The organism is Robertmurraya dakarensis (assembly GCF_900156875.1).
GTDB classification, from domain to species: domain Bacteria; phylum Bacillota; class Bacilli; order Bacillales; family Cytobacillaceae; genus Robertmurraya; species Robertmurraya dakarensis.
Window position 1 is genome coordinate 183,122 of sequence record NZ_LT707409.1, and the last position, 23,669, is coordinate 206,790.

The 23,669-nt window shown below is 39.1% G+C and carries 26 protein-coding genes, 1 pseudogene and 1 riboswitch; of the genes and pseudogenes, 24 read left to right on the forward strand and 3 right to left on the reverse strand.

The features are described from left to right. The 4 genes from ptsP to CZ487_RS10135 form a co-directional block, all read left to right on the forward strand. Positions 1 to 904: phosphoenolpyruvate--protein phosphotransferase (gene ptsP, locus CZ487_RS10120; RefSeq protein ID WP_077212075.1), on the forward strand; the 904-nt coding region annotated here is incomplete at its 5' end. An 18-nt stretch (positions 905 to 922) separates the two neighbouring features. After that, positions 923 to 1,780 (forward strand): class II fructose-bisphosphate aldolase, encoded by an 858-nt coding sequence (locus CZ487_RS10125; protein WP_077212073.1) that lies wholly within the window; start codon positions 923 to 925, stop codon positions 1,778 to 1,780. Between the two features lie 457 nt (positions 1,781 to 2,237). Further along, on the forward strand, positions 2,238 to 2,753 hold the full coding sequence (locus CZ487_RS10130; protein WP_077212074.1) for a DoxX family membrane protein: 516 nt from the start codon (positions 2,238 to 2,240) through the stop codon (positions 2,751 to 2,753). Positions 2,754 to 2,947: 194 nt separating this feature from the next. After that, positions 2,948 to 3,739, forward strand: coding sequence for an SDR family NAD(P)-dependent oxidoreductase (locus CZ487_RS10135; protein ID WP_077212076.1), 792 nt, complete (start codon positions 2,948 to 2,950; stop codon positions 3,737 to 3,739). 158 nt (positions 3,740 to 3,897) lie between these two features. Here CZ487_RS10135 and CZ487_RS26580 read toward each other — a convergent pair whose 3' ends face one another. Next, complete coding sequence (locus tag CZ487_RS26580; RefSeq protein ID WP_154676023.1) at positions 3,898 to 4,053, reverse strand: hypothetical protein; 156 nt, start codon at positions 4,051 to 4,053, stop codon at positions 3,898 to 3,900. 419 nt (positions 4,054 to 4,472) lie between these two features. On the opposite strand from CZ487_RS26580, the gene CZ487_RS10140 reads away from it, so the two are divergent. Next, positions 4,473 to 5,423 (forward strand): ribose-phosphate diphosphokinase, encoded by a 951-nt coding sequence (locus tag CZ487_RS10140; protein WP_272914198.1) that lies wholly within the window; start codon positions 4,473 to 4,475, stop codon positions 5,421 to 5,423. Positions 5,424 to 5,528: 105 nt separating this feature from the next. Here CZ487_RS10140 and CZ487_RS10145 read toward each other — a convergent pair whose 3' ends face one another. Continuing rightward, complete coding sequence (locus CZ487_RS10145) at positions 5,529 to 5,732, reverse strand: hypothetical protein (RefSeq protein ID WP_077212077.1); 204 nt, start codon at positions 5,730 to 5,732, stop codon at positions 5,529 to 5,531. A gap of 220 nt (positions 5,733 to 5,952) precedes the next feature. Between CZ487_RS10145 and CZ487_RS10150 the strand changes: the two genes are divergently transcribed. The 16 genes and pseudogenes from CZ487_RS10150 (at position 5,953) to CZ487_RS10225 (ending at position 20,421) form a co-directional block, all read left to right on the forward strand. Beyond that, complete coding sequence (locus tag CZ487_RS10150) at positions 5,953 to 7,101, forward strand: acyl-CoA dehydrogenase family protein (protein ID WP_077212078.1); 1,149 nt, start codon at positions 5,953 to 5,955, stop codon at positions 7,099 to 7,101. Positions 7,102 to 7,113: 12 nt separating this feature from the next. Next, positions 7,114 to 7,698, forward strand: a complete 585-nt coding sequence (locus tag CZ487_RS10155) for a TetR/AcrR family transcriptional regulator (RefSeq protein ID WP_077212079.1) — start codon at positions 7,114 to 7,116, stop codon at positions 7,696 to 7,698. Positions 7,699 to 7,714: 16 nt separating this feature from the next. Next, positions 7,715 to 9,220, forward strand: a complete 1,506-nt coding sequence (locus tag CZ487_RS10160; protein ID WP_077212080.1) for a class I adenylate-forming enzyme family protein — start codon at positions 7,715 to 7,717, stop codon at positions 9,218 to 9,220. A 70-nt stretch (positions 9,221 to 9,290) separates the two neighbouring features. Continuing rightward, positions 9,291 to 10,433, forward strand: coding sequence for a TRAP transporter substrate-binding protein (locus CZ487_RS10165; protein WP_077212081.1), 1,143 nt, complete (start codon positions 9,291 to 9,293; stop codon positions 10,431 to 10,433). An 86-nt stretch (positions 10,434 to 10,519) separates the two neighbouring features. Then, entirely contained in the window at positions 10,520 to 11,848 is a 1,329-nt protein-coding gene (locus CZ487_RS10170) for a TRAP transporter large permease (protein ID WP_237562850.1), read from the forward strand. A 15-nt stretch (positions 11,849 to 11,863) separates the two neighbouring features. Continuing rightward, entirely contained in the window at positions 11,864 to 12,364 is a 501-nt protein-coding gene (locus CZ487_RS10175; RefSeq protein WP_077212082.1) for a TRAP transporter small permease, read from the forward strand. A gap of 18 nt (positions 12,365 to 12,382) precedes the next feature. Then, positions 12,383 to 12,566, forward strand: a pseudogene (locus tag CZ487_RS27460) (hypothetical protein); the annotation flags it as partial. A 178-nt stretch (positions 12,567 to 12,744) separates the two neighbouring features. Further along, positions 12,745 to 13,182: a MarR family winged helix-turn-helix transcriptional regulator gene (locus tag CZ487_RS10185; RefSeq protein WP_077212083.1), complete on the forward strand. Its 438-nt coding sequence runs from the start codon at positions 12,745 to 12,747 to the stop codon at positions 13,180 to 13,182. Between the two features lie 174 nt (positions 13,183 to 13,356). Continuing rightward, positions 13,357 to 14,295: a ring-cleaving dioxygenase gene (locus CZ487_RS10190; RefSeq protein ID WP_077212084.1), complete on the forward strand. Its 939-nt coding sequence runs from the start codon at positions 13,357 to 13,359 to the stop codon at positions 14,293 to 14,295. A gap of 78 nt (positions 14,296 to 14,373) precedes the next feature. Next, positions 14,374 to 14,979, forward strand: a complete 606-nt coding sequence (locus CZ487_RS10195) for an alpha/beta hydrolase (protein WP_077212085.1) — start codon at positions 14,374 to 14,376, stop codon at positions 14,977 to 14,979. A 41-nt stretch (positions 14,980 to 15,020) separates the two neighbouring features. Next, positions 15,021 to 15,443, forward strand: a complete 423-nt coding sequence (locus CZ487_RS10200) for a DoxX family protein (protein WP_077212086.1) — start codon at positions 15,021 to 15,023, stop codon at positions 15,441 to 15,443. Between the two features lie 102 nt (positions 15,444 to 15,545). Next, the gene (wrbA, locus tag CZ487_RS10205; protein ID WP_077215265.1) at positions 15,546 to 16,157 is read left to right on the forward strand and encodes an NAD(P)H:quinone oxidoreductase; all 612 of its coding nucleotides are present in this window, start codon (positions 15,546 to 15,548) and stop codon (positions 16,155 to 16,157) included. Between the two features lie 204 nt (positions 16,158 to 16,361). Further along, a complete protein-coding gene (locus CZ487_RS10210; RefSeq protein ID WP_077212087.1) occupies positions 16,362 to 18,509 on the forward strand; it encodes a transglycosylase domain-containing protein in 2,148 nt (715 codons plus the stop codon). 238 nt (positions 18,510 to 18,747) lie between these two features. Beyond that, entirely contained in the window at positions 18,748 to 19,227 is a 480-nt protein-coding gene (locus CZ487_RS10215) for a MarR family winged helix-turn-helix transcriptional regulator (protein WP_077215266.1), read from the forward strand. A 39-nt stretch (positions 19,228 to 19,266) separates the two neighbouring features. Further along, positions 19,267 to 19,752, forward strand: a complete 486-nt coding sequence (locus tag CZ487_RS10220; protein ID WP_077212088.1) for a CBO0543 family protein — start codon at positions 19,267 to 19,269, stop codon at positions 19,750 to 19,752. Between the two features lie 111 nt (positions 19,753 to 19,863). Next, positions 19,864 to 19,980, forward strand: a riboswitch (SAM riboswitch). An 84-nt stretch (positions 19,981 to 20,064) separates the two neighbouring features. Beyond that, positions 20,065 to 20,421 (forward strand): peptide-methionine (S)-S-oxide reductase, encoded by a 357-nt coding sequence (locus tag CZ487_RS10225; RefSeq protein ID WP_077212089.1) that lies wholly within the window; start codon positions 20,065 to 20,067, stop codon positions 20,419 to 20,421. A 49-nt stretch (positions 20,422 to 20,470) separates the two neighbouring features. On the opposite strand, the gene CZ487_RS10230 is transcribed toward CZ487_RS10225, so the two are convergent. Next, positions 20,471 to 21,331 (reverse strand): glycerophosphodiester phosphodiesterase, encoded by an 861-nt coding sequence (locus tag CZ487_RS10230; RefSeq protein WP_077212090.1) that lies wholly within the window; start codon positions 21,329 to 21,331, stop codon positions 20,471 to 20,473. A 45-nt stretch (positions 21,332 to 21,376) separates the two neighbouring features. Here CZ487_RS10230 and CZ487_RS27120 point away from each other — a divergent pair, with 45 nt between their 5' ends. The 3 genes from CZ487_RS27120 (at position 21,377) to CZ487_RS10245 (ending at position 23,649) form a co-directional block, all read left to right on the forward strand. After that, positions 21,377 to 21,754, forward strand: a complete 378-nt coding sequence (locus tag CZ487_RS27120; RefSeq protein ID WP_077212091.1) for a hypothetical protein — start codon at positions 21,377 to 21,379, stop codon at positions 21,752 to 21,754. 314 nt (positions 21,755 to 22,068) lie between these two features. Further along, complete coding sequence (locus CZ487_RS10240) at positions 22,069 to 22,266, forward strand: hypothetical protein (RefSeq protein ID WP_077212092.1); 198 nt, start codon at positions 22,069 to 22,071, stop codon at positions 22,264 to 22,266. Between the two features lie 267 nt (positions 22,267 to 22,533). Then, positions 22,534 to 23,649, forward strand: coding sequence for an S-layer homology domain-containing protein (locus CZ487_RS10245; protein WP_077212093.1), 1,116 nt, complete (start codon positions 22,534 to 22,536; stop codon positions 23,647 to 23,649). Positions 23,650 to 23,669: the final 20 nt, after the last annotated feature.

Consider the following 23,669-nt stretch of genomic DNA (forward strand, 5'->3'; position numbering starts at 1 on the left):
TGCTGCAAACATTGGAACTCCTGATGATGTCCAAGGAGTGTTGGAAAACGGAGGAGAAGGCGTAGGTTTATATCGGACCGAATTCCTATATATGGGACGCGAAACTCTTCCGACAGAAGAGGAACAATTCGAGGCTTATAAAGCGGTGCTTGAACGTATGGGTGATAAGCCGGTCGTTGTGCGTACACTCGATATCGGCGGTGACAAAGAGCTTCCATATTTAGATCTTCCGAAAGAAATGAATCCGTTCTTAGGATTCCGCGCGATCCGCTTATGTTTGGAAATGCAGGATATGTTCCGTACACAGCTTCGGGCATTATTGCGTGCAAGTGTATTCGGTAACTTAAAAATCATGTTCCCGATGATTGCTACACTTGATGAGTTCCGTGAGGCAAAGTCAATACTGCTTGAGGAAAAAGAAAAACTTCAAGGAGAAGGGATTGCGGTTTCTGAAACGATTGAGGTAGGAATCATGGTGGAAATTCCATCTACAGCTGTAATGGCGGATCTTTTTGCAAAAGAGGTCGATTTCTTTTCAATTGGAACGAATGATTTAATTCAGTATACATTAGCAGCAGATCGCATGAACGAACGAGTTTCTTATCTTTATCAGCCATACAACCCAGCAATTCTTCGCTTGGTTAAAAATGTCATTGATGCAGCGCATAAAGAAGGCAAATGGGCCGGTATGTGCGGAGAAATGGCAGGGGATGAAGTTGCAATTCCACTGTTACTAGGGCTTGGTTTAGATGAATTTAGTATGAGTGCGACATCGATTTTGAAGGCTCGCAGTCAAATTTTACGATTATCTCGAGAAGAATTGCGATCTGATGCGCAGAAAGCTTTAATGATGAATACAGCTGAGGAAGTTAAACGTTTTATTGAAGAAAAATACATCAATTAAGAACGAGGAGGAACAGATATGCCTTTAGTTTCTATGAAAGAAATGCTGATTAAAGCGAAAGAAGAAGGCTATGCGGTAGGGCAGTTTAACTTGAATAATCTTGAATTTACTCAAGCTATTTTACAAGCGGCGGAGGATGAAAAATCTCCAGTTATACTAGGGGTCTCTGAAGGTGCTGGAAAATATATGGGTGGTTTTAAAACAGTTGTAAAAATGGTAGAAGGGCTGTTAGAAGATTACAAAATTACCGTTCCAGTCGCGATTCATTTGGACCATGGTTCTGGTTTTGACAAGTGTAAACAAGCAATTGACGCTGGTTTCACTTCTGTGATGATTGATGCTTCTCATCATCCGTTTGCAGAAAATGTGAGAATCACTTCTGAAGTAGTGGAGTATGCTCATGCTAAAGGCGTTTCGGTGGAAGCAGAACTGGGCATTGTCGGCGGAGAAGAGGATGGCGTCGTTGGGAATGGCGTTATTTATGCAGATCCACGTGAATGTGAGGAATTAGTGACTCAGACAGGAATCGATTTTCTTGCTCCTGCTCTTGGCTCCGTTCACGGACCATATGTGGGAGAGCCTAACCTTGGTTTTAAAGAAATGAAGGAAATTGCTGAACTTGCAGGGGTACCGCTTGTGCTGCATGGTGGAACAGGAATCCCGACGAAGGATATTCAAAAAGCGATTTCACTCGGAACTGCTAAAATCAATGTGAATACCGAAAACCAAATTTCTTCTGCGAAAAAAGTTCGCGAAGTATTAGCGGCGAATCCAAATATGTATGATCCACGTAAATACCTGGGACCTGCTCGCGAGGCCATTAAAGAAACAGTGATCGGAAAAATCCGTGAGTTTGGTTCTTCAGGGAAGGCGTAACACGGCGCTTTAGCTTATATAGTGATAGAAACACGATATTTCACGAAGTGGAGTATCGTGTTTTTTTTGGATGCAGATGTGGGGAATTCTTTTTCAGACAAGGTAAGTGGTAAATGCGTAAGCGGAGTCTGAATTCTTGGTGGATTCGGACAAGGAGCAAGGGAAAAACGCAAGCGGAGTCTGAATACGAGAAGGATTCGGACAGCTCATGGAGTAAGTGATCATACCGAGTCCGATATACGGGTCTAGACAACCGTTGTCCAGCTTGCGTTCCGCACCTTTTATTGGTGTCAAATAGTATAATCATTATAGTTAAGGTAGATACAAGTTCAATATTCCGCCATAACTTTTTTACGCATTTGTGACATGTTTCACAAAGTGCTGATTGTCCGTCAAGTTCATGGTATTCTCTGAGTATAGAAATTATCTTATATATTCCTGAAAGGAAGAGATCATAATGATCAACAAAACACTAAGAGAAAATAATATTGTAGCAGGAGTTTTAACATTAATTAGATTATATCTAGGTTACGCTTGGTTTACTGCAGGGCTTGGAAAATTAACAGGTGGATTTGACGCTAGTGGATTTTTAGCCAATGCAGTGAAAAATCCAGTTATGGGCCCAGACGGAAGTGCCGTTTACGGCTGGTATGTAACATTTATTGAAGGCTTTGCTCTTCCAAATGCCGAATTATTCAATGTCTTGATTCCTCTTGGAGAAACTTTGGTTGGCTTAGGACTGATGCTGGGTGGCTTAACAACGGCAGCTGCATTCTTTGCAGTAGTCATGAACTTTGCTTTTATGCTTGCTGGAACAGTATCTCACAATCCAACAGACGTTTTAATGGGCGTTATCATTATTGCAGCTGGCTACAATGCAGGTAAATTCGGATTAGATCGTTATCTATTACCATTCTTACGCAAGCTAGTAAACAAAGGAAAAGAAGAAAAAGCACAATCTGTATCTGCTTAAAGAATAGTAGAAGAGGATGGCTTGGGGGATCGTTTTAACGATTTCTAGAGTCATCCTCTTTCTTTTTTGTTGACCTTTATAGCTTTGAGAGAAGTATTAGGCATTTTTAAAAATAAAAGGTAATTTCGAAAATTTATTGAATTTATCAATAGATATAAATCATTTTGTTTGTATGATAAAGGAGGGGAACCATAATGGAATTTGGACTTACCGGAAAAAATGCGATTATTACAGGCGGAAGTGCTGGGATTGGTTTATCGTGTGCGAAAGCATTGGTTTCAGAAGGAGCTAATGTGATGATTATTGGGAGAGATCGTGTAAAACTTGAAAATGCAGTGAACTCTTTACGTGAAATTGATGAAAAGCGTAAGGTTATTGCAATTAGTGAGGATTTAACGAGTCCTTCAGTAGCGGAAAGGATAGGGGCAGAGGCCATTTCTCAATTTGGAAAAATTGATATTTTGATCAATAATGCAGGATCTGCTAAAGCGGGATCATTTTGGGACCTTAGTGATCAAGATTTCTTAGATGCATGGACTTTAAAACTATTAGGCTACATTCGGATGGTGAAGGCTGTGGCACCATATATGATGAAGGAAAAGCAAGGAAGGATTCTAAATATTGTCGGTACCGGCGGGAAAACTCCAAGTCCTACCTTTCTTCCAGGTGGAACAGCCAATGCGGCTTTATTAAATTTCACAAAAGGGATTTCAAAAGAACTGGCTGGGTATGGTGTCCGAATTAATGTGATTTCTCCAGCCATTACGGCTACCGAACGAGCAGAAACACTCGCTTTACAGGAGGCGGAAGCAAATGGGATCAGTGTAGAAGAACAAAAGGCGTTGACTAATGCCAAAATGCCTCTTGGTCAGGTAGTCCAGCCGGAGGAAATAGCGTATATGGCGCTCCTTCTTGTATCGGACCTTATCCCTTCGATAACTGGGACGGAAATCGCCATTGATGGTGGATTACAGGCTGGTATTTAGTGCTTTTTAGGCATGCATTAATAATTATAATTAGATTGCTCCGAAAATCTATTTTTTGGTTAAAATGCGATATTTTGTTGTAATTCTTTTTTGTAAAAAAATTAAAGAAGAGGAGACTGTCTTGATTGTTAATACCGCTATTTAACAGCCTCTTTAAGTTAAAAGAACCCTTCTGTTGCTTCAAAGCTTCTTAGGACATGGTCTATGGTATTTTTGTTTTCTTGATAAAAACGGGAGGTTACTTGACCGTTAATGTGGTACTCGATGCTCACATCTTTAATAAAAACCAACTCAAAGGTAACCATCCCGTTCATGTCTTCCTCATATTAATATGCCGTCTGACCGTTGTTAAAAGTAATTGGAGTAAAGCTTTGTAGGTCAGGAGAGAACTCAGGGTAGTAAAAGGAACCAAAAGCTGATATGTGATTGCTATCGAATTTATATAAGGATTTTCCATCGCATTGCCTGATACTAGCCCGCTTGGCCAGTCTTCAGGATACTCTATTTTAAATCCATATTTAGCGTTTTCGTAAACCGTAAAATATCTCAAGGGCTTTGTAAGTCGCAGGAAACCATCATTTTAAGGAATTGCTTTAATCATTGAGTTGTATTGTTAAACGGATTTATCTTATCTCGTAATCCTCCCTACCATAACATCCTTAAATATAGTAGAATAAGGTGAATTGTTAAAAGAATGTAAAGGCAGAAATACATACAGGTGGAGGATTACAAAGTGACGTATCAGCTAAAACCCAGTTTTAAAATGTTTTCATTGAATTCAAATCGAAAGTTAGCGGAAGAGATGGCAGAACTGTTGGGGTGTAAGTTAGGAAAATGCTCGGTATCTCAATTCAGTGATGGCGAAATTCAAATACATATCGAGGAAAGTGTACGAGGCTGTGAGGTCTTCGTCGTTCAATCTACATCAAACCCGGTAAATGAGACGATTTTGGAGCTATTGATCATGATTGATGCTTTAAAGAGAGCTTCTGCAAGTCAAATTAATGTGGTAATCCCTTATTTTGGCTATGGCCGACAAGATCGAAAGGCACGTTCACGGGAACCTATTACGGCAAAATTAGTTGCTAATCTTCTAGAGAAAGCCGGAGCAAATCGTGTTGTCACAATGGATTTCCACTCAACACAAGCTCAAGGTTTCTTTGATATCCCGGTTGAACATTTGATTGGCGTTCCAATTTTGGCCGAATATTTTGAGGCAAAAGGGTTGGAAGATATCGTCGTGGTTGCGCCACATAATGGAAGCATAGGAAGAGCTAGAAAAATGGCAAATCTTTTGCATGCACCACTAGCTCTTATAGATAAAAGAAAGCTAGAAGACAGTGAAGCAGAAACGTTGGATATTGTCGGAAATGTTGAAAGCAAAAATGCGATTATTATCGATGATTTAGTTGATACAGGTACCACTATTACATTAGCAGCTAAGGCTTTAAAAGAACACGGAGCAAACTCCATTTATGTAGGTCTTACACATGCTGTTTTAACAGGGGATTCTATTATTAAAATTGAATCGTCACCAATTAAAGAACTAGTGGTGACCAACACGATACACCAGCCAAAAGAAAAAGACAGCAAGAAAGTGACAACGATCTCGGTGGCGCCATTGCTTGTTGATGCGATCGATCGTATTCACAACGATAAAGCGGTTAGTCCACTATTCGAATAATAAAATTTATGCCCCCGCTGAATGGAAGATATATTCATTCAGCGGGGGGCATTTTGCTGTGAAGCGCAATATTTATTATGCTAAGGGGGAAAAGCAAGGACGAGATTATTCTTGCTTTTCGCGATTGTCGTTATTGCCGGTTATATTGTTAACAGCATTTTTAGCCGCATCCACCGTATTCATGGCTGCATTTTCAGTTGTCTCCAATGCATTATGCACCGTCTCAAATGCAGAACCGGCTGTATTCTTTAGGCTTTCAGTAAAACTGCTGTTATTCTGCTGCTGTTGATTATTTTTTTCATTAGCCATATGTATCACCTCCAACAAAAATAGGATATGTAGGGGGTGATTTTTTATTCTACAAAAATAAAAGTGTCGTCCTAATGCATTTTTCTGCTAGTACCTAAGCCTAAAATTCTTTTGAACTTCGTTTAAAAATTAATTGACATTCAAAAGACAATGTTTATAATAAAAATATATAATATTCAGAAAATTAATAAATTTTATCAATCCGGAGGTGTATGGAAGAATGAAAGCTCCTTTTTTAACAGATGAACATGAGTTGTTTCGCAGTTCATTACGGAAAATGCTCGAAAAAGAAGCGTATCCATTTTATAAAGAATGGGAGCAGAATCGAGAAATACCAAGAGAATTTTGGTTGAAAATGGGCGAGAATGGGTTCCTATGTTCTTGGGTAGATGAAAAATATGGAGGATTAGGGTCTGATTTCGGTTATTCGATGATTTTAAACGAAGAATTAGAAAGAGTCGGTCAAGGGCTAGCAAGCGGGATGTGTCTACATTCTGAAATTGTAAGCCCTTACATATCCGCGCTGGGAACAGAGGAGCAAAAGCAGAAATGGCTTCCAGGCTGTGTAAGCGGTGAAATCATTACGGCGATTGCAATGACAGAGCCAGGAGCAGGATCAGACTTGGCTCATATTAAAACAACAGCAAAGCGTGAGGGAGAATACTATATTCTCAACGGAGAAAAAACGTTTATCACTAATGCGGTAAAAGCAGATTTAGCGATTGTTGTCTGCAAAACAGATCCTCATGCCAATCCGCCGCATAAAGGGGTCAGTTTGATTGCTGTTGAAGCAGGGACAGAAGGATTTAAGAAAGGAAAGAAGCTAGAAAAAATAGGAATGCATAGCGGTGAGACAGGTGAACTGATTTTTGAAGATGCGAAAGTGCCTGTTGCAAACCTTATTGGAGAAGAAGGAAAAGGCTTTTACTATTTAATGAAAAACTTGCAGCAAGAACGTCTTGTTGTCGCCATTCAATGCCAGGTGGAAGCAGAAGAAATGCTGCGTCTAACGATCGACTATGTGAAAAATCGGCAGGCCTTTGGGCAGTCTGTTAGCAAGTTTCAAAATACACAATTTAAAATCGCAGAGATGGCTACGGAAATTGATATCGGCCGTTCTTACCTTAATGGCGTGGTTGAAAGACATATAAAGGGAGCAGATTTAGTCAAAGAAGTATCGATGGCCAAATGGTGGATCAGTGAAATGGCGAAAAGGGTAGCATCTCAATGTCTTCAGCTTCATGGCGGATATGGATACATGGAAGAATACGAGATTGCGAGGCGTTATCGGGATATTCCTGTAGCAAGCATCTATGCTGGCTCAACGGAGATCATGAAGACGATCATCGCAAAACAACTCAACTTATAAGGGTTTTGTGCTATGAAACTATCTGAAAAGAGGCTGCTAAACAAGAAGGAACAAATACTAATATCCGCCATTAAAATTGTTAATCAAAAAGGCTTTCAAAATACGACGATGGAAGAAGTTGCAGCAGAGCTTTTGATGACGAAGGGATCCCTTTACTACTATTTTAAAAATAAAGAAGATCTCCTCTTTCAATGCCACAAACTTGTTTTATCAAGGGCGATTGAAGAATTGCAAGCACATATAGATGAAGAAACAACCTATGAAAATCGTTTGAGAAAAATGATCAAAACGCATATTGATTATGCAATTGAAGAAAAAGAAACCTTTAATATCATCATTAAACCGAGCGAAACATTCTCGGGCACGAAATTAGAACCGATATTAGAAATCCGCCGCACTTATGCAGGTTACTTTTACCGTGTCATAAAGGATGGAATATCCGCAAAGGAATTTAAAAACGATGAACCAAAAATCGTCAGCATGTTCTTGCTTGGATCGATGAACTGGCTGCAGCAGTGGTATAATCCAGCTGGCAAAAAGTCTAAAGAAGAGATTCAAGACATTTATGCTGAATATATATTAAAAATTCTTAAATAGAAAGGAAGTCTACGAGATGTTTGTTTATGAAAAACTAGAAGAACTTGCAAAACTACAACCAGAGAAAGTGATTACGACTTATCAAGGAAGAGAAACTTCTTATGGGCAATTTTATCAGCAAGCGAAGAATTTAGCTGGCTATTTGCAAGGAAAGGGATATCAAAAAGAAGACATTATCGCTCTTTATCTTCCGAACTCAGATTATTTCCTTGTTTGTTATTTTGCTTGTCAGCTCGGTGGTTTTTCAGTAATGCCGATTAATACGAAATTAACAGCTCCAGAAGTTGACTATATTCTGAACCATTCAGAGGCAAAGGCGATTATTTATGATGTGCGTTATAACGCTATTTTGGGTAAGCTTGAGTCCACGCTTAGCAGATTCCAAGACAAGATTGAATTAGGGGGAGATGAGACACTCCGTACAATTTTGGCGGATGACACCATCTCTTATCATAAACCAAGCGTTGAACGTGATGATACAGCAGTTGTATTTTACACATCTGGAACAACAGGAAAGCCAAAAGGGGTTATGCTTTCTGCTGGAAATGTTCAAGCAATTACGCAAATTTGGTCAGATTCATTGGAAATCACCGCAAATGATTCTATGCAAATTTCTACCCCTCTTTTCCATTGTGCTGCAGCTCATTGCTTTAGTGTTCCGACGATTTATAGCGGCGGAAAGGTAGTGATTGAAGAGGCTTTTTCTCCTGAAGGTACACTTGACACGATGGAAAAAGAGAAAGTCACGATCTTCTTCGGAGTTCCTGCGATGTTTAGCATTCTATTAAACACGCCAAAAATGGAGAAGGTAGATTTATCGAATTTACGATTGTTCACATATGGAGCCGCGCCGATGCCATATGAGTTAGTTCGAAAAATAAAAGCACGCTACCCGAAGGTGAAAGTGCAGAACCTGTATGGACAAACGGAAAACTCGCCAGGTGCGACAACATTGAAAGATCACTACGCGCTGGAAAAGGTTGGTTCGGTTGGTGAACCATTGCCGATGACACAAGTACAAGTGGTTGATGAAAATGGAAATCCACTGCCAACAGGGCAAGTTGGAGAAATCATTGTTAAGGGACCGCAAGTGATGAAGGGCTATTTGAAAAATGAAGAAGCCACCCGCAATACTCTTAAAAATGGCTGGATGTATAGCGGTGACTTAGGACGCTTGGACGAAGATGGATTGTTATACATCGTGGACCGGAAAAAAGATATGATTATTCGCGGTGGTGAAAACGTCTATCCGGTTGAGGTAGAGGAAGTATTGTATGAGATGGATCAAATTTTAGAGGTGGCAATCGTAGGTGTTCCGCATGAAGTATATGGGGAGGTTCCTAAGGCATTTGTCGTTGTAAAAGAAGGCCAATCTCTTACAGAAGAAGAGGTCCTAAATTATTGCAGAACGAAGCTGGCAAAATATAAGTTACCTGCAGAAGTAGAATTCCTTGATGAACTCCCTCGGAATGCGAGTGGAAAAGTGTTGAAGCACAATTTGAGAGATAATGCGCGAGTGTAGGGAATGCAGTATTTTAAATTTAGTTTTTTGAATATTAAAAATATAAATTGCGATTAGGGGGTCTTTAATCATGAAAAAAAGAAAGTCATTTCTAACACTTGCTATGGGTGCCATGCTGGCTTTAAGTGCCTGCAGCGGCGGGGGCACAACTTCTACTGATGGCTCATCCTCATCATCAAGTTCTTCGGGAGAAAATGTTAATTTTCGTGCTTCTTCAGGTGTTTCTGACAAACACTTTTGGGATCGCGGCTTTTTCCAGCCGTTGATTGATCGTGTTGAAGAGGAGACGAATGGTGGAGTTACATTTGATAAGTTTACAGCGGGTGAACTCGTTGGGCTGGGTACAGAGTATGATGCGCTTCGTCAAGGAACCATCGATGTAGCGTTCACATTCATGGCGCCGTATGATCCACAGCGTTTTCCATACACAGAGGTTGTAATGCTTCCGTTGCTTGAATCAGATGCGCATATCGCTGCAACTGCCATGAGCAATATGATGAAAAGTGACCGAGAAATTCAGGATGGAAAAACCTATTACGAACTTGAATTTGCTGAAAAGGGATTAGTAGCTTTTGCCAATCCGCCAACAGAACCATACGTTCTTTCTACGACGGAACAGACATTTGAAAGTGTTGATGATTTTAATAATAAAATACGGATGCGTACAGCATCGCGCGTTCATGAGATTCTATCTGAGAACTTAGGGATTACTTCTCTTTCCATGCCGATTACAGATGCTTATGACAGTTTAAGCCGTAATGCCTTGGATGGTATCTTCTATAATATACCGGACTGGCAAGCATTCGGGTTTGATGAGTTGATTAAGCATACGATTGTAGGTGCTAACCTAGGACACTTTGTCGGCCATACGGCGATGACGCAGGAAACATGGGATTCTCTGCCAAAAGAAACACAAGATATCTTTACAAATGCTGCTGAAGAGCTCATTTTCAATGGTGCTGAATTAGCGATGAGTGAAACAAAGTTAAATGAAGAAAGCAACCTGGAAAAAGGGGGACAGTTTACACACTTAGATGAATTGAACCCAGAGGTATCTGAACGAATTCAAAAGGCAATGGTTGATACTTGGATGGACTGGATTGAAAACCTTGAGGGCCAAGGCATAGCTGGAAAAGAAATGGCGATGCTTTGGAGAGATATGCTGGTTGAAGCTGGTGCAAAATTACCTGAAGAAATTATGAACCTACAATAATAGAAAAAATGGGAGTGGAGCTCAAACGGCTCCATTTCCTTTATCTTAATCGAAAATTTGAGTGTTTAGAAAAGGAGGCGAAAACATTGTTTGAGAATATCGTAATCATTGTGGTGTTACTGATTTTTTTATACTTGCTGATGATGGGGCAATATATAAGTTCATTGCTTTTAACGGTCGGTATACTAGGAATCTTTTTATTAGGCGGCTTAGAATTGTTGAATGGCTTTATTCAAAGCGAACCATTTAACCGGACGGCAAGTTATGCGCTGACAACGATACCGCTATATATTTTGATGGCACAGTTCATCATGCAAGCTGGTATTGTAAAAGATTTATATGGATTATTTTATCGATTATCACGCGGTCGCCGTAGTGTTTTAAGTGTGTTGACCATTGTTTTGGGAGGCTTGTTAGGAGGGGTGTCTGGTTCTGGTACGGCCACTTCAGCGGCGCTGGGACAAATTGCTGTTCCTGAGTTAAAAAGGAGAGGATATCCGGATAATTTAGCAGGGACGATTGCCGCATCGGCCGGGTCCTTATCGTCGATCATTCCCCCAAGTATCTTCTTAATCATTTACGGGGTTGTTGCGCAAATTTCGATTGGACAGTTATTTACTGCAGCGATTATTCCTGGAATCCTGCTCGTTATTGTGTTTTCTTTAACGACGATTGCGTATTTGCAAGTTTATAAGAAAAGGATGGAGATCACGACAGGTACGAACGAAACTGCCGCTACGATTGAAGATGAACATACTCCTGTTTCCCGTTATGTTGTAGTCGTTTTAGCTGGTACGTTAATGATGGCAGCGATTTTTGGCGGGATTTATACGGGATTTTTCACTCCGACTGAAGCGGGAGCTGTAGGTGCTTTCATTGCCCTCATATTGGCCTTATTATTACGAAAAGTGAACAAGGCGTTCATTAAAGAATCTTTTTCAGAGACAGTTAAAGTCACGGTGATGGCAATGTTTATTGTCATTGGGGCATCCCTTTTTGGAAGATTTATTTCACTATCATTAGTTCCTCGGAAAATTATTGATTTACTAGGTCCATTAATGGAAACGCCGCTGTTAGTTCTGGCAATCATCATGTTAATCTATTTCTTCTTATTTATGTTTATTGAAGGAGTTGCGGTAATTTTAATGACGGTTCCGATTATTTCACCAATGCTGGATACGATGAACATTGATCCGCTATGGTTTGGGATTATGTTAACGGTTGTTTGTACATTAGGTATGCTTACGCCTCCTGTAGGAATAAGCGTGTATGTGGTAGGGGGAGTTTCTAATATCCCGATCGAAAGGTTATTCCCTACATCAATGGTGTACGCGGCTGTTGCCATGTTTTTCGTCATTGGAACTTTATTAGTTTTTCCAGAATTAGTAACATGGCTGCCAAGTCAGATGAAGTAAAGGAGGGGATTTTGAATGGAAAGATTGGAAAGATGGACAAAAAAAATGGAGTTCTTTGGGATGGTCGTTAGCGGCCTATCTATAGCCACTATGATGCTCTTGATTATGACCGATGTGGTCATGCGTAATTTTCTAGATTCACCTATTACGGGAACGTACGAACTTGTCCAATATTTCTTAATGCCGCTGGCTGTTTTTCCAGCGCTGGCATACACCTACACTTCAGGTGTGCTTCCTAGATTAGGAGAGTTAGTCTCGAAAATGCCTGGTAAATTTCAAATTTTCAATAAAAATATGATCATCGTCATCGAAATCGTTATTTTTGTCTTGTTAACACTGTACGGTATGAAGTTTGCTCAAGCAGGTATCGCAGATCGCATGGCGATTCCAGTCAGCGGAAATTTAATCCCTGTGTATCCTGTTTATGTGGTCGTACCATTAGGATTCTTGAGTGTACTTTGGGTCATCATTCTGGAGAGAGTCAAAGGACTTGTTGGTAATAAAGAGACTGCCTAAGGAAAGTGCTTAATTTAAATTTTAATGAGAGTCGGGGGTCTGGCTCCGTTGGAGGTTCTTTCTGGGTTTAATGGGAATTCCTCTTATTTTCATTCAGTTCTTAACCATATATGCTGCTAAGAAAATGATGGATGAAGATGAAAGGCTAGTAATTATTAAACATTTTAATGAGACCACTAAAGGGCCGGACCTGCATCAGTAAACGTTACTGCGGCGGGGCTGGTCCGCTTTTGTTTTTTGTCTGGCCAAGAAATGAAGAACAATACTATCGATTAAAAATTTTATAAAAAGGATTGACACATTCAGATAAACATATTAATATTATCTCATATTCAAGATATTTTAAATAAAGGTAATTAGTTAGGTGAGGTGATGATTCAATGCAAGGAAAATGTAGTAATCAGCCTTATTTACTGTTAATGCAAACATCAAAAGCGATACAGGAAAGAATCAAAACCGAGTTAGTTCCATATAAGTTAAACCTCACTGAATTTTCTGTATTAGAAGTGCTGCATCTTAAGGGAACCCAAACGATTCAGCAGGTTGGTCATAGCATTTTAATATCAAGTGGTTCGATGACTTATGTGATAGATAAATTGGAGCAACGAGGCTTGCTGGAAAGAAAGGCTTGTCCTAATGATCGTAGGGCCATACATGTATTGCTAACTGAGGACGGAACCAATTTGATGACAGAATTGATGCCTATGCATCAGGAACTGGTAGATGACATGTTTAGCGATTTGGATCATGAAGAGGCTGAAACAATAGTGAAGCTCTTGGAGAAAGTAAATAGAAAGCCTAGACGTGAATTTATTTGAACAGATGTAATCTATATTTTTTTATTCTAAAATATCTCGAATTAGAGATTCTTAATTCTAAATTAAATGATTAGAAAATTTTCTCTTTAGGATTGGGGAAAATAAGCAAACTATTATCATGATAGATTCATCTGAATTTCTCCGTTTAGGTTTGGAAAAAGGAGTGGATATAAGATGTCAAAGAAGACGATGGGTATACACCATATCACGGCAATTGTGGGCCATCCTCAAGAAAATGTGGATTTTTATGCGGGTGTTTTGGGGCTGCGCTTAGTCAAACAAACGGTCAACTTTGATGATCCAGGAACTTATCATTTTTATTTTGGCAATGAAGGCGGGAAACCAGGAACAATTATTACTTTTTTTCCTTGGCCGGATGCTTATCGAGGAAGCATTGGGGATGGTCAAGTAGGGGTCACCTCTTATGTTGTCCCTAAAGGTGCACTGCCGTTCTGGGAAAAGAGGCTGGAAAAGTTCAACGTACCATTCACCAAATTAAAACGTTTTGGTGAGAACTATTTGGAATTTGATGACCCGCATGGTCTTCATTTGGAATTAGTTGAACGCGAAGAAGGAGAAATAAATAACTGGACCTTTGGAGGAGTAACGCCTGAAGTGGCGATTAAAGGGTTCGGTGGAGCAACCCTATTATCATCTCAACCTGATCGTACTGCGGAATTGCTAGAAAAAATTATGGACCTTGAAAAAGTCGGCACAGAAGGAGATTTTATTCGGTACCGTTCCACTGCTGATATCGGAAATATTATAGATTTAAAGTTAACGCCAATTGGACGCGGAAAAATGGGGGTTGGTACGGTCCACCATATCGCATGGCGAGCAGCAGATGACCAAGATCAGTTGAATTGGAAAAAGCATATTGAAGGAAATGGGTATGGTGTTACACCTGTTCGAGACCGGAATTACTTTAATGCTATCTACTTTAGAGAGCATGGGGAAATACTATTTGAAATTGCAACAGATCCTCCGGGATTTTCTCATGATGAATCACAAGAAACGATGGGCAGCGAGTTAAAATTACCGCATCAGTATGAACCGCATCGAGGCAAAATACAACAAGTTTTACTTCCATTTGAAGTAAGAGAGTTAGATTAATTTCCTGAGTGCGGGATGTAAACAAAATGAAAAGACCTTACCTCCTGGAAAGGTTCGAATTTTGAAAGGAGACAAAGTATGAAACATATATTTCAAAAAGGTAAGAATGATTCAAAGCCAACTTTACTATTGCTGCATGGAACAGGTGGAAATGAATTAGACATGCTGCCGCTTGCAGGACGAGTGGATGATGAAGCATCTATTCTAAGTGTACGTGGGAATGTTTTGGAAAATGGCATGCCTCGTTTCTTCCGCCGATTAGCTGAAGGAGTGTTTGACGAGGAGGATCTAGTCTTCCGTACGAAGGAATTATATCAGTTCCTTGATGAAGCGTCACAACAATACAGTTTTGACAGAGGAAATATCGTGGCGATTGGTTATTCCAATGGAGCAAACATTGCTGCAAGCATGTTGTTTCACTATCAAGATGCACTAAAGGGAGCCATTCTTCATCACCCGATGGTTCCTAGAAGGGGGATTGATCTGCCTGACTTATCAGGAACCTCCGTGTTTATGGGGGCTGGGACAAACGATCCGATATGCCCAGCAGCAGAATCAACTGAGCTGCAAGCTCTATTAGAAAACGCGAATGCAAAGGTTGAACTTTATTGGGAAAACAGAGGTCACCAATTAACGATTGAGGAAGTAGACGCTGCCGCACAGTGGTATCGTAAAAACTTTTAATCAATAAATTATAATAAAAAATATTTGGAGGTTACAACATCATGGTAAAACACGAAATTGGCGCATTGATTTTGCGTGTCACATTAGGGGTATTATTCTTCATTCATGGACTTGTTAAGTTTCAGGGAGGAATTGAGAATACAGTAGGATGGTTTGACAGCATTGGGATCCCAGGATTTATGGCTTATGTCGTTGCTTTGATTGAATTAGTGGGAGGAATTGCCTTGATCCTAGGAGTGGCAACTAGACTAGTGTCTGCTCTATTAGCCATCATTATGATTGGGGCAATTTTTACAGCGAAATTATCTCTTGGACTATTAGGAGATGGACAAATGGCTGGTTATGAATTAGATATAGCTTTCTTTGTGATCGCGGTATTTCTTGCCATCAATGGAAGCAAACTATATTCACTTGGAAACTTAATTTTCAAAAAAGATTTACAAGAGACATCAAAAGCAGCTTAGTTCAAAGTATGGAAAATGAATAGTAGAGAAAACTAGGGAGTGACAGTAATGGGATTTTGGTCCAAACTTTTTGGAAATTCATCAGAAAAGGAGAATGAAAAAATGACAAACGTAAAATTAGCAGTAATTTTCTACAGCATGGGTGGAACAAACTATCAATTAGCAAAGTGGGCTGAAGAAGGAGCAAAAGAAGCAGGTGCAGAGGTTAAAGTATTAAAAGTGCAGGAATTAGCACCCGATTCCGTCATTGAAGGCAATGAAGTTTGGAAAGCGACAGTCAATGCAACGAAGGATGTACCTGTAGCAACTGGAGACGATATTGAATGGGCAGACGCGGTAATCTTTAGTGTGCCAACTCGTTTTGGAAATATGCCGTCACAAATGAAGCAGTTCCTTGATTTACAAGGTGGACTATGGGCTACCGGTAAGACTGTCAATAAAGTAGTCAGTGCGATGACGTCTGCACAAAACCCACATGGTGGTCAGGAAGCTACATTATTATCATTATATACTTCCATGATGCACTGGGGTGCGATTATTGCAACTCCTGGTTACACGGATCCGGTCATCTTTGGTGCTGGAGGAAATCCATACGGAACAAGCGTAACAGTGGACCAAGATGGGAAAATGATTGAAGACGTTCAAGCAGCAGTGAAGCACCAAGCGAAGCGTACGGTTACAGTCGCTGAGTGGGTTAAAAAAGGAAATCAATAAATCTTTATCATTCTAGGGCCAAGCAATTGTTTGGCTCTTCTTTTTTTGACTAAGTAATTTAAAAGAACCCACCTCCTCCTAATTGATTTTTTATGAACAAAATTTATGAAATACCCTTATAAAAAGGAAAGTGCTGACGAAATTTATAAGGTGTGCAATACAAAACTAGTCAACTTTGAGTAACTTAACATGGGAGAGAAAAGGATGTCGGAAGGAAATTATCGTTATCGTCAGGAACGAAAAGAATCTGAAAAGAAGAGTAGGGAAAAAAACAGGAAAACTGGTTCTTTGATTAAAAAAATAGTCATTGTGTGTTTGGTGCTCGGACTTTTATCCATAGGTGCCGGAGCCATTACCTTTGCTTCAATGGTCAAGGGTGCACCTGAATTAGACTCTACTAAACTTGTAGATCCACTTTCTACGAAGTTTTATGATATGAACGGAAACTTTATTTATGAATATGGCAAGGAAAAACGAACGAAAATCACCTATGATCAGCTTCCAAAGGTGTTGGAACAAGCCATTATCGCTACCGAAGATTCCCGCTTTTATGAACATCAAGGCATTGACGTGAAAAGGACGGCGAAGGCTATTTTTGTGAACATAACGGATGATTTTGGATCACAGGGCGGTAGTACGATTACGCAGCAAGTGATTAAAAATTCATTTCTTACTCCTGATAAGACAGTGAAGAGGAAAGTGCAGGAATGGCGTCTGGCTTATGAGCTAGAACAAGAGTACTCCAAACAAGAAATATTAATGATGTATGTGAATAAAATCTATCTTGGCAACCGTTCGTATGGAGTGGCTGCAGCAGCTAAGAATTATTATGGGATTGAAGTGGAGGATCTGCAAAAATTAACGCTGGCACAAGCGGCGCTGATTGCCGGGCTGCCGCAAAGTCCGAACAATTACGATCCAACAAAACCTGAAAATCTAGAAGCAGCGACGGATCGCCGCAATGTTGTTTTACGTTTGATGAACAGACATGGTTATATAACAGAACAACAAATGGAAGAAGCCTCAAAAGTTTCCGTAACGGAAGGCATTGTTACCAACAACCAACAAAGGATGCCGTATGAAGCCTTTTTTGATGCAGCTGTACAAGAGGTAACGAGAAAATTGAAGGATGTTGATATAAGCACGGACGGATTAAAGATTTATACAACGTTGGATCCAAAAGCACAGGATTACGCGGAAAAAATGTTGAATACAAATGAAATTATTGTTTACCCGAATGCTAACTTTCAGGGAGCTTTTGTCTTTTTAGATACCAAAACCGGTGAAGTCAGGGCGATTGGTAGCGGGCGAAACGAATATAAAGCGGAGTTTTTTGGCAACAACTTTGCAATAAACATGAAGCGTCAATCTGGATCTGTATTTAAGCCGATTTTTGATTATGGCCCTGCGATTGAGCATCTGAAATGGTCGACGGCTCATCTGATTAATGACCAAAAGACGACTTATTCAAGCGGAGAGCCTATATCCAACTGGGATAATCAACATCACGGAATAATGACCATTCGCAAAGCCCTGCAATATTCCTATAATATTCCAGCTCTTCTTACATTAAGAGAGGTGGGGCTGGAGAAGGCAAAGGGATTTGCCGAGCAGCTTGGTATTATCTTTAAAGATGACAAGGTTTATGAATCCTATGCAATTGGTAGTAATACCGTCAGTCCCATAGAGATGGCGGGAGCTTATAGCGCTTTTGGTAATGGCGGTGTTTTCAATCAGCCCCATACGGTTCAAAAGGTTATATTCCCAGACGGAAAAGAAATTAGCTTTACCCCAGAACCAAGGAAGGTCATGCAGGACTACACGGCCTATATGATGACCGATATGATGCGGACTGTTGTTGATACGGGAACCGGTACAACAGCCAATGTCCCGGAACTTGATGTTGCCGGAAAAACAGGAACTACTAATTTTGATGAAAAAACAAAAGCTAAATATGGTTACCCGAACAATGCTACAAATGACAGCTGGTTTGCAGGATATACGCCGCAATACACGATGGCGGTCTGGAGCGGTTATGCTCAAAACGGTGAAGGAAATTACATGGCAGGTGACACAACGAAGATTTCACAGCGAATGTTTAAAGCGATGATGCAAAATTTTGGTAGTGATACTTCTTCATTCAAGCAGCCAGAAAGTGTCTATGCAGTGAATGGTGAACTGTATATCAAAGGTGTACCTTCTGCGGAAGTTCCGGTAATACCAAAAATTAATAAAGAAGATAAACCAAAAGATTGGAAGAAGAATAAAGGGAAAGATAAAAAGCAAAAAGGGAAGAAAGAAAATCCGGGGAAGGGAAAAGGAAAAGAGAAAAAGAAACATAAACAAGATTAATGATTTGGGAATTAGGGAGATTCAATTCCCGGGTAACCGAATGTAGTATGATGCTTTGATAGATGAAGTTAGAGCGCTTGATCTTAATGTTTGCTGTCCATGCGGGCAGTTTTTTTTTATGGTGTATTAAAAATGGATAAGTTCCTCTTGAGCCATGAATAGTGTAAAAAAGTTGGAAGAGACTAGTAGTTGTACATGCAATTGTATATACAAATAGGGAGATGAAGCTTTGAAATTCATGTTAAAACAGGAAATGCTTTTAATGGTAAGAGCGTTGTATTTTTGTATGGAAGATACGTGGGATAAAATTGGAAAGAAATATGATATTTCACCTGCCCAGCAGCATATTTTGTTCCTGCTGTCGACGAATGGGAATAAGCTTACTCCGTCGAAAATTGGTGAATTGGGATGCTGGCATCCATCCACTGTATCAAGATTGATAAACCGGCTTCAGAAAAATGGTTATATCAAAGTAAACGCGGACAAAAGCTCTAGATTTAAAATGGTTTCAATGACAGATGAAGGAAAGCAATTACTTGAACAATTGCTTGATGCAGCTAAAGCTATGGAGGAATTTCCATTTGATATGCAGCATTTATCAGAACAAGAAATTTTGACCTTTTTAGAGTGTGGTCAGAAAATTTTGGAAGTTCAAAAAGGAAAGGATTTTAGACAAAATGTAATCAGCAAGAGAGTGGATAATTATGATTATGCATAACGCGGGACGGATTTAATTTTCATCAGGAGGATTGCTGCTATGTCTAGGGATAAAGGCATTTTAATTAGCATTTGGTTTATCATGATTATACTGATATTAAAATTTATTAAAAAGAGCGAAATCAAGCATGGCATACTAGCATTCCAATTTAAACAAATGATCACGTGGCTAGTGGGGTTACTTGTAGTCGAAAAAGGGCTAATCAGATATCCTGTTCGAGAATTTAAAAAAGCCAATAAGACGAGTTTTACGTTTGAGTATTTTATTTATCCCGCTTGCTGTGCGATTTTTAATGTGCGCTATCCAGAAAACAAGGGGAAAGGGATTAAGCTTCTCTACTATATATTCCATGCAGGGATCATCACGATCATAGAAGTTGTTATAGAGAGGTATACAAATCTTGTGACCTATATTAAATGGAGATGGTATTGGACTTTTATATCCATAGGCTTAACCTATTACATATCAAGGCTTTTTTATTGTTGGTACTTTAAGGATGAAGGCAGCAACTTCACCAAAAACTAATTATTAATTAGTTAGAGAATGAAATTACTAATTATCTGAAATCTCTTGTATTTTTGTTAATGAAGTGATATTATCAGTAACAATAGTTAATAAAAAATCAATAGCGATAACTTCTTATCCAGAGTGGTGGAGGGACAGGCCCGATGAAACCCGGCAACCATCAAGACAATCGTATTGTCTTGAACGGTGCTAATTCCTGCAAAGGTGCAAGCCTTTGAAAGATGAGAAACGTATGATATCATACGGCCTCTCTTTCATGAAAGAGAGGTCTTTTTACTGGAGAAGCTTATCGCTCGAAGGAGCGAAATGAACATGGAAAGAGCAGTATTTGGTGCTAGTGAATTTTTTAGTGAAGAAGCATTTGTTACAGGTTTTCGCGGAATTGAATATGTTAAGACCGGGCATTTGAAAGGGAAAAATATAGACATCGTCGAAATATGGTTTAATCCGTGGAAGGTATCTTATGATGAATTATTAGAATTATTTTTTGATCTACATGACCCAACATCAACCGGGAATTATTCCATGATTTTTTTCTCTAATAAAAAACAATTAAATGTAGCCAAAAATAAGAAAGACGAGATGAAACAAATTTTTAAAGATAAAATTATTACAGAAATCACGCCAGCGAGTGATGTAAAGAATATTTTTGCGTCGCTGAGGCATTAAATAACATGGAGAAAAGGCTGATTTCATAGAATATCAGCCTTTTTTATTGCTATTTTCCTTTTTTAACTTCGTGGAGCAAGTCAGGGAAGTTTGTGAACATACCGGTTACACCCCAGTCTATTAACTGCTTCATTCTTTCCTTATCATTGACTGTATAAGGGTGGATTTCAAGTCCGCTGTTGACAACCTTTTGCACATATTCTTCATTTAAATAAGTATGGTTTGGGCCAACTCCGACCGCATATTCCTTGATAGCATCAATTTGTTCATCGGTAATTTCGGCATAGCTGCGATACGAGATTAATTGAACTAGATTCACAGTTGGATCAAGGTCATGCATGATTTGTAAGCTTTGCTGGCTAAATGATTGCACAAGAAGTTTGTCTTTATCGATTCGATATTCATTGACGAGTCGCAGAAGTTCCTTCTCCATCCCTGGATAAATTTCAGGCGATTTCGTTTCGATATAGTAGCTAGCGTTTTTGCCGAACTTTTGGAACACTTCTTCTAATGTCGGTACTTCTAATCCTATATACTTGCTGTCTGCGTATTGAGGATATTTTTCATTGAACCAGCTTCCAGCATCCAGTTCCTTAACTTCCTTTAGGGTAAAGTCTTTAACATAACCAGTTCCATCTGTTGTACGGTCCACTTTTTCGTCATGCATCGCAATCAAATGGCCATCCTTTGTCATTTGGAGATCGACCTCGATGTAATCCCCGTGCATTTGTTCTCCCATCTTATAGGAAACTAGCGTATGCTCAGGGGCATGTCCGGAAGCTCCACGATGCGACACGTTCAAAATCTCCTTATGTTTTTCCTTTGCTGAGGCGACTTCTCCACCAGCCGTAACACCAACGACCATAACAAGAGCAGCCAATGACGACAACCATTTCTTTTTCTTCAACATATTTCCAACTCCTTTAGTAGATTACTATTTAAAGGTAGCAAGTGAATGTTAATATTTTTCTATAATGAAGTAAATCTTGATAAAATTTCTATTACAATTGTAAAAAAGTGGGTGTTTATTCCTGTTACTTTTGTGGTAGATATAAATACTAGAAAGGGAGGAGATATTATTAGAAAAAAAGAAGAAATTCAGATTGATAGGATGATTAACGAAGGATTAGGCGCAGGTGAAATCAACGATAAGGATGATAGAGAACAGTTAGATTCACCGATATCTAAAAAAACAGGAACGACGAGAATAAATAATACTATGGTAGAGGGTATGTCAGATGCAAAGGAACTCGGAAAAGAAATGGAAGTTCTAAAAACGAATAAAGAAGTTAAAAAAGATGGTCATATACCCGACCCTATTCAACATAGTTGATAATATTAAAAAGCAATGGTAGAAGTCTTCCATTGCTTTTCTAGTTACTTATAAAGTATGGTCCACTTATCCTGAATCAAGTCTGGTATAATATAATTGTTGGAAAGTTTAAGCTTCTGTAATACCTTTACCAAAAACTGGATGAAAGCAGCGGCTAACTGAAAGTCACGATGGCTAAAATTTATGAAAAATCTGGAGGTACATTCAAGAAAAATCATCATTAAAACGAGAAACTTCCTAAGCATCCTGCAATAGACTAATATTAGAAGGGATCTTTATTTTCCTCTAAATGGAGTTTTAAAGGGGGGAACAAGATGTCAGTCAATCATTACACTAAAGGCTCTTATGAATACGCACAAAAACAGAAAATTATTGAACTTCAATCCAAAGGTTTTACAGATGTACAGACCATTAAAGAGGCAAAAGAGCTTATTCGTTTTGCCTACGCCAGAGAGGGCATTCCGCTGCGTTATACTCAAATGGGTGTAAGTATTAGAATCTTTCCTGCTTAAATCCTATTTTTTCGTTTATTGTTGTATTCATTAAGCTTATTTTTTAAACTCGATATGTAAGCGTTTACATAACGTTTCATATCGAGTACCTGCAAACATACGCCTTTAATTATTTTCCTTTTGCGTTTTGATATCTTTAATTTTATACAGTTTTCACCGTACGAAACGTTATTACCACTTCCATATTTTTTAATATATTCTTTTCTCTTTAAATAGAGTAATATCTTCTAGAAAGATAAAAGATTATATGGAAGAGGGGTTAACAAATTGAAATATATTCGTATTTTGCTAGCATTAGTTGTTACGTTTGGAATTTTTACGGCAACACACGCTTTTGCAGCTGAAAAAACCATTGATCAGTATTATATGGACGATGTAAGTTACGAGCATGGAGCGTATGAAGAATTAGAACGTTTCTTGTATACAGATATTCTAGATGGGTATGAGGAAACTGAAACTTTTGAAGAAGATGGAGAAGTATATGAATACACATCTATTTTATTAAAACCTGAAAATACCATTACTCGTGCACAGTTCACAAAGATTTTGGTGAATGCTATGAACTTAACACGCGGGGAGATTTCAAAAACATTCCCTGATGTAAACGAGTCAGATTGGTATTATGAATTTGTCCAAATTGCGAGCAGCAGAGGGATTATTACTGGTAAAGAAGATGGGACGTTCAAACCATATGATAAAATCACACGTGCGCAAATGGCTGTTATGATACACCGTGCTTTTGAGCCAACTGTTGATTTTTCTGCAACAGGAAAAACGTTCAAAGATGTCAGCGAAAGCAACTTTGCCTATGAAGCGGTTGTTAAAACAGCGGCTGTCGGAATCATTAAAGGATATGGAGATGAATTCAGACCGAATCATTTTGCAAAACGTTCACAAGCTGTACTGATGATCGATCGTGCGTTACATCAAGAGCCTGGAACAGCACAAGACGAAATTTCCGTACTTGATACAGTAGACCGCAACGTTACAGAAGAGCTGCTATACTCTGAGCAACAAGATGTTGAAGCATTGGAAGCACTTTACCGTGAAACTACAATGGGTTACTATCTTGCTTACGCACTTGATAACGTTAGTATGCTTACTGATTCTGACTATTTAGGATCTTCTATTTCAATGGAAAAAGCAGGCGAACATTCAAGCAGCATCGTTTCACTAAATAATCGTTTTGCAGTAGTAAAAGTAGACAACTTAAAGGTTCTTGCTTCTATCGATGAACCGGATATGTCGCTTGAAATGAAAATCGACTTATCAGGAACTGCTTACCTTAAGAAAACAGAAGATGGAACTTGGAAAATCTATAATATCGTCTATGATGAAGATTTCCTTGAGGAGTTTCTAACTGCTGCTGAAGAAGGTAACTAATATATAAAAGAATTCCCACC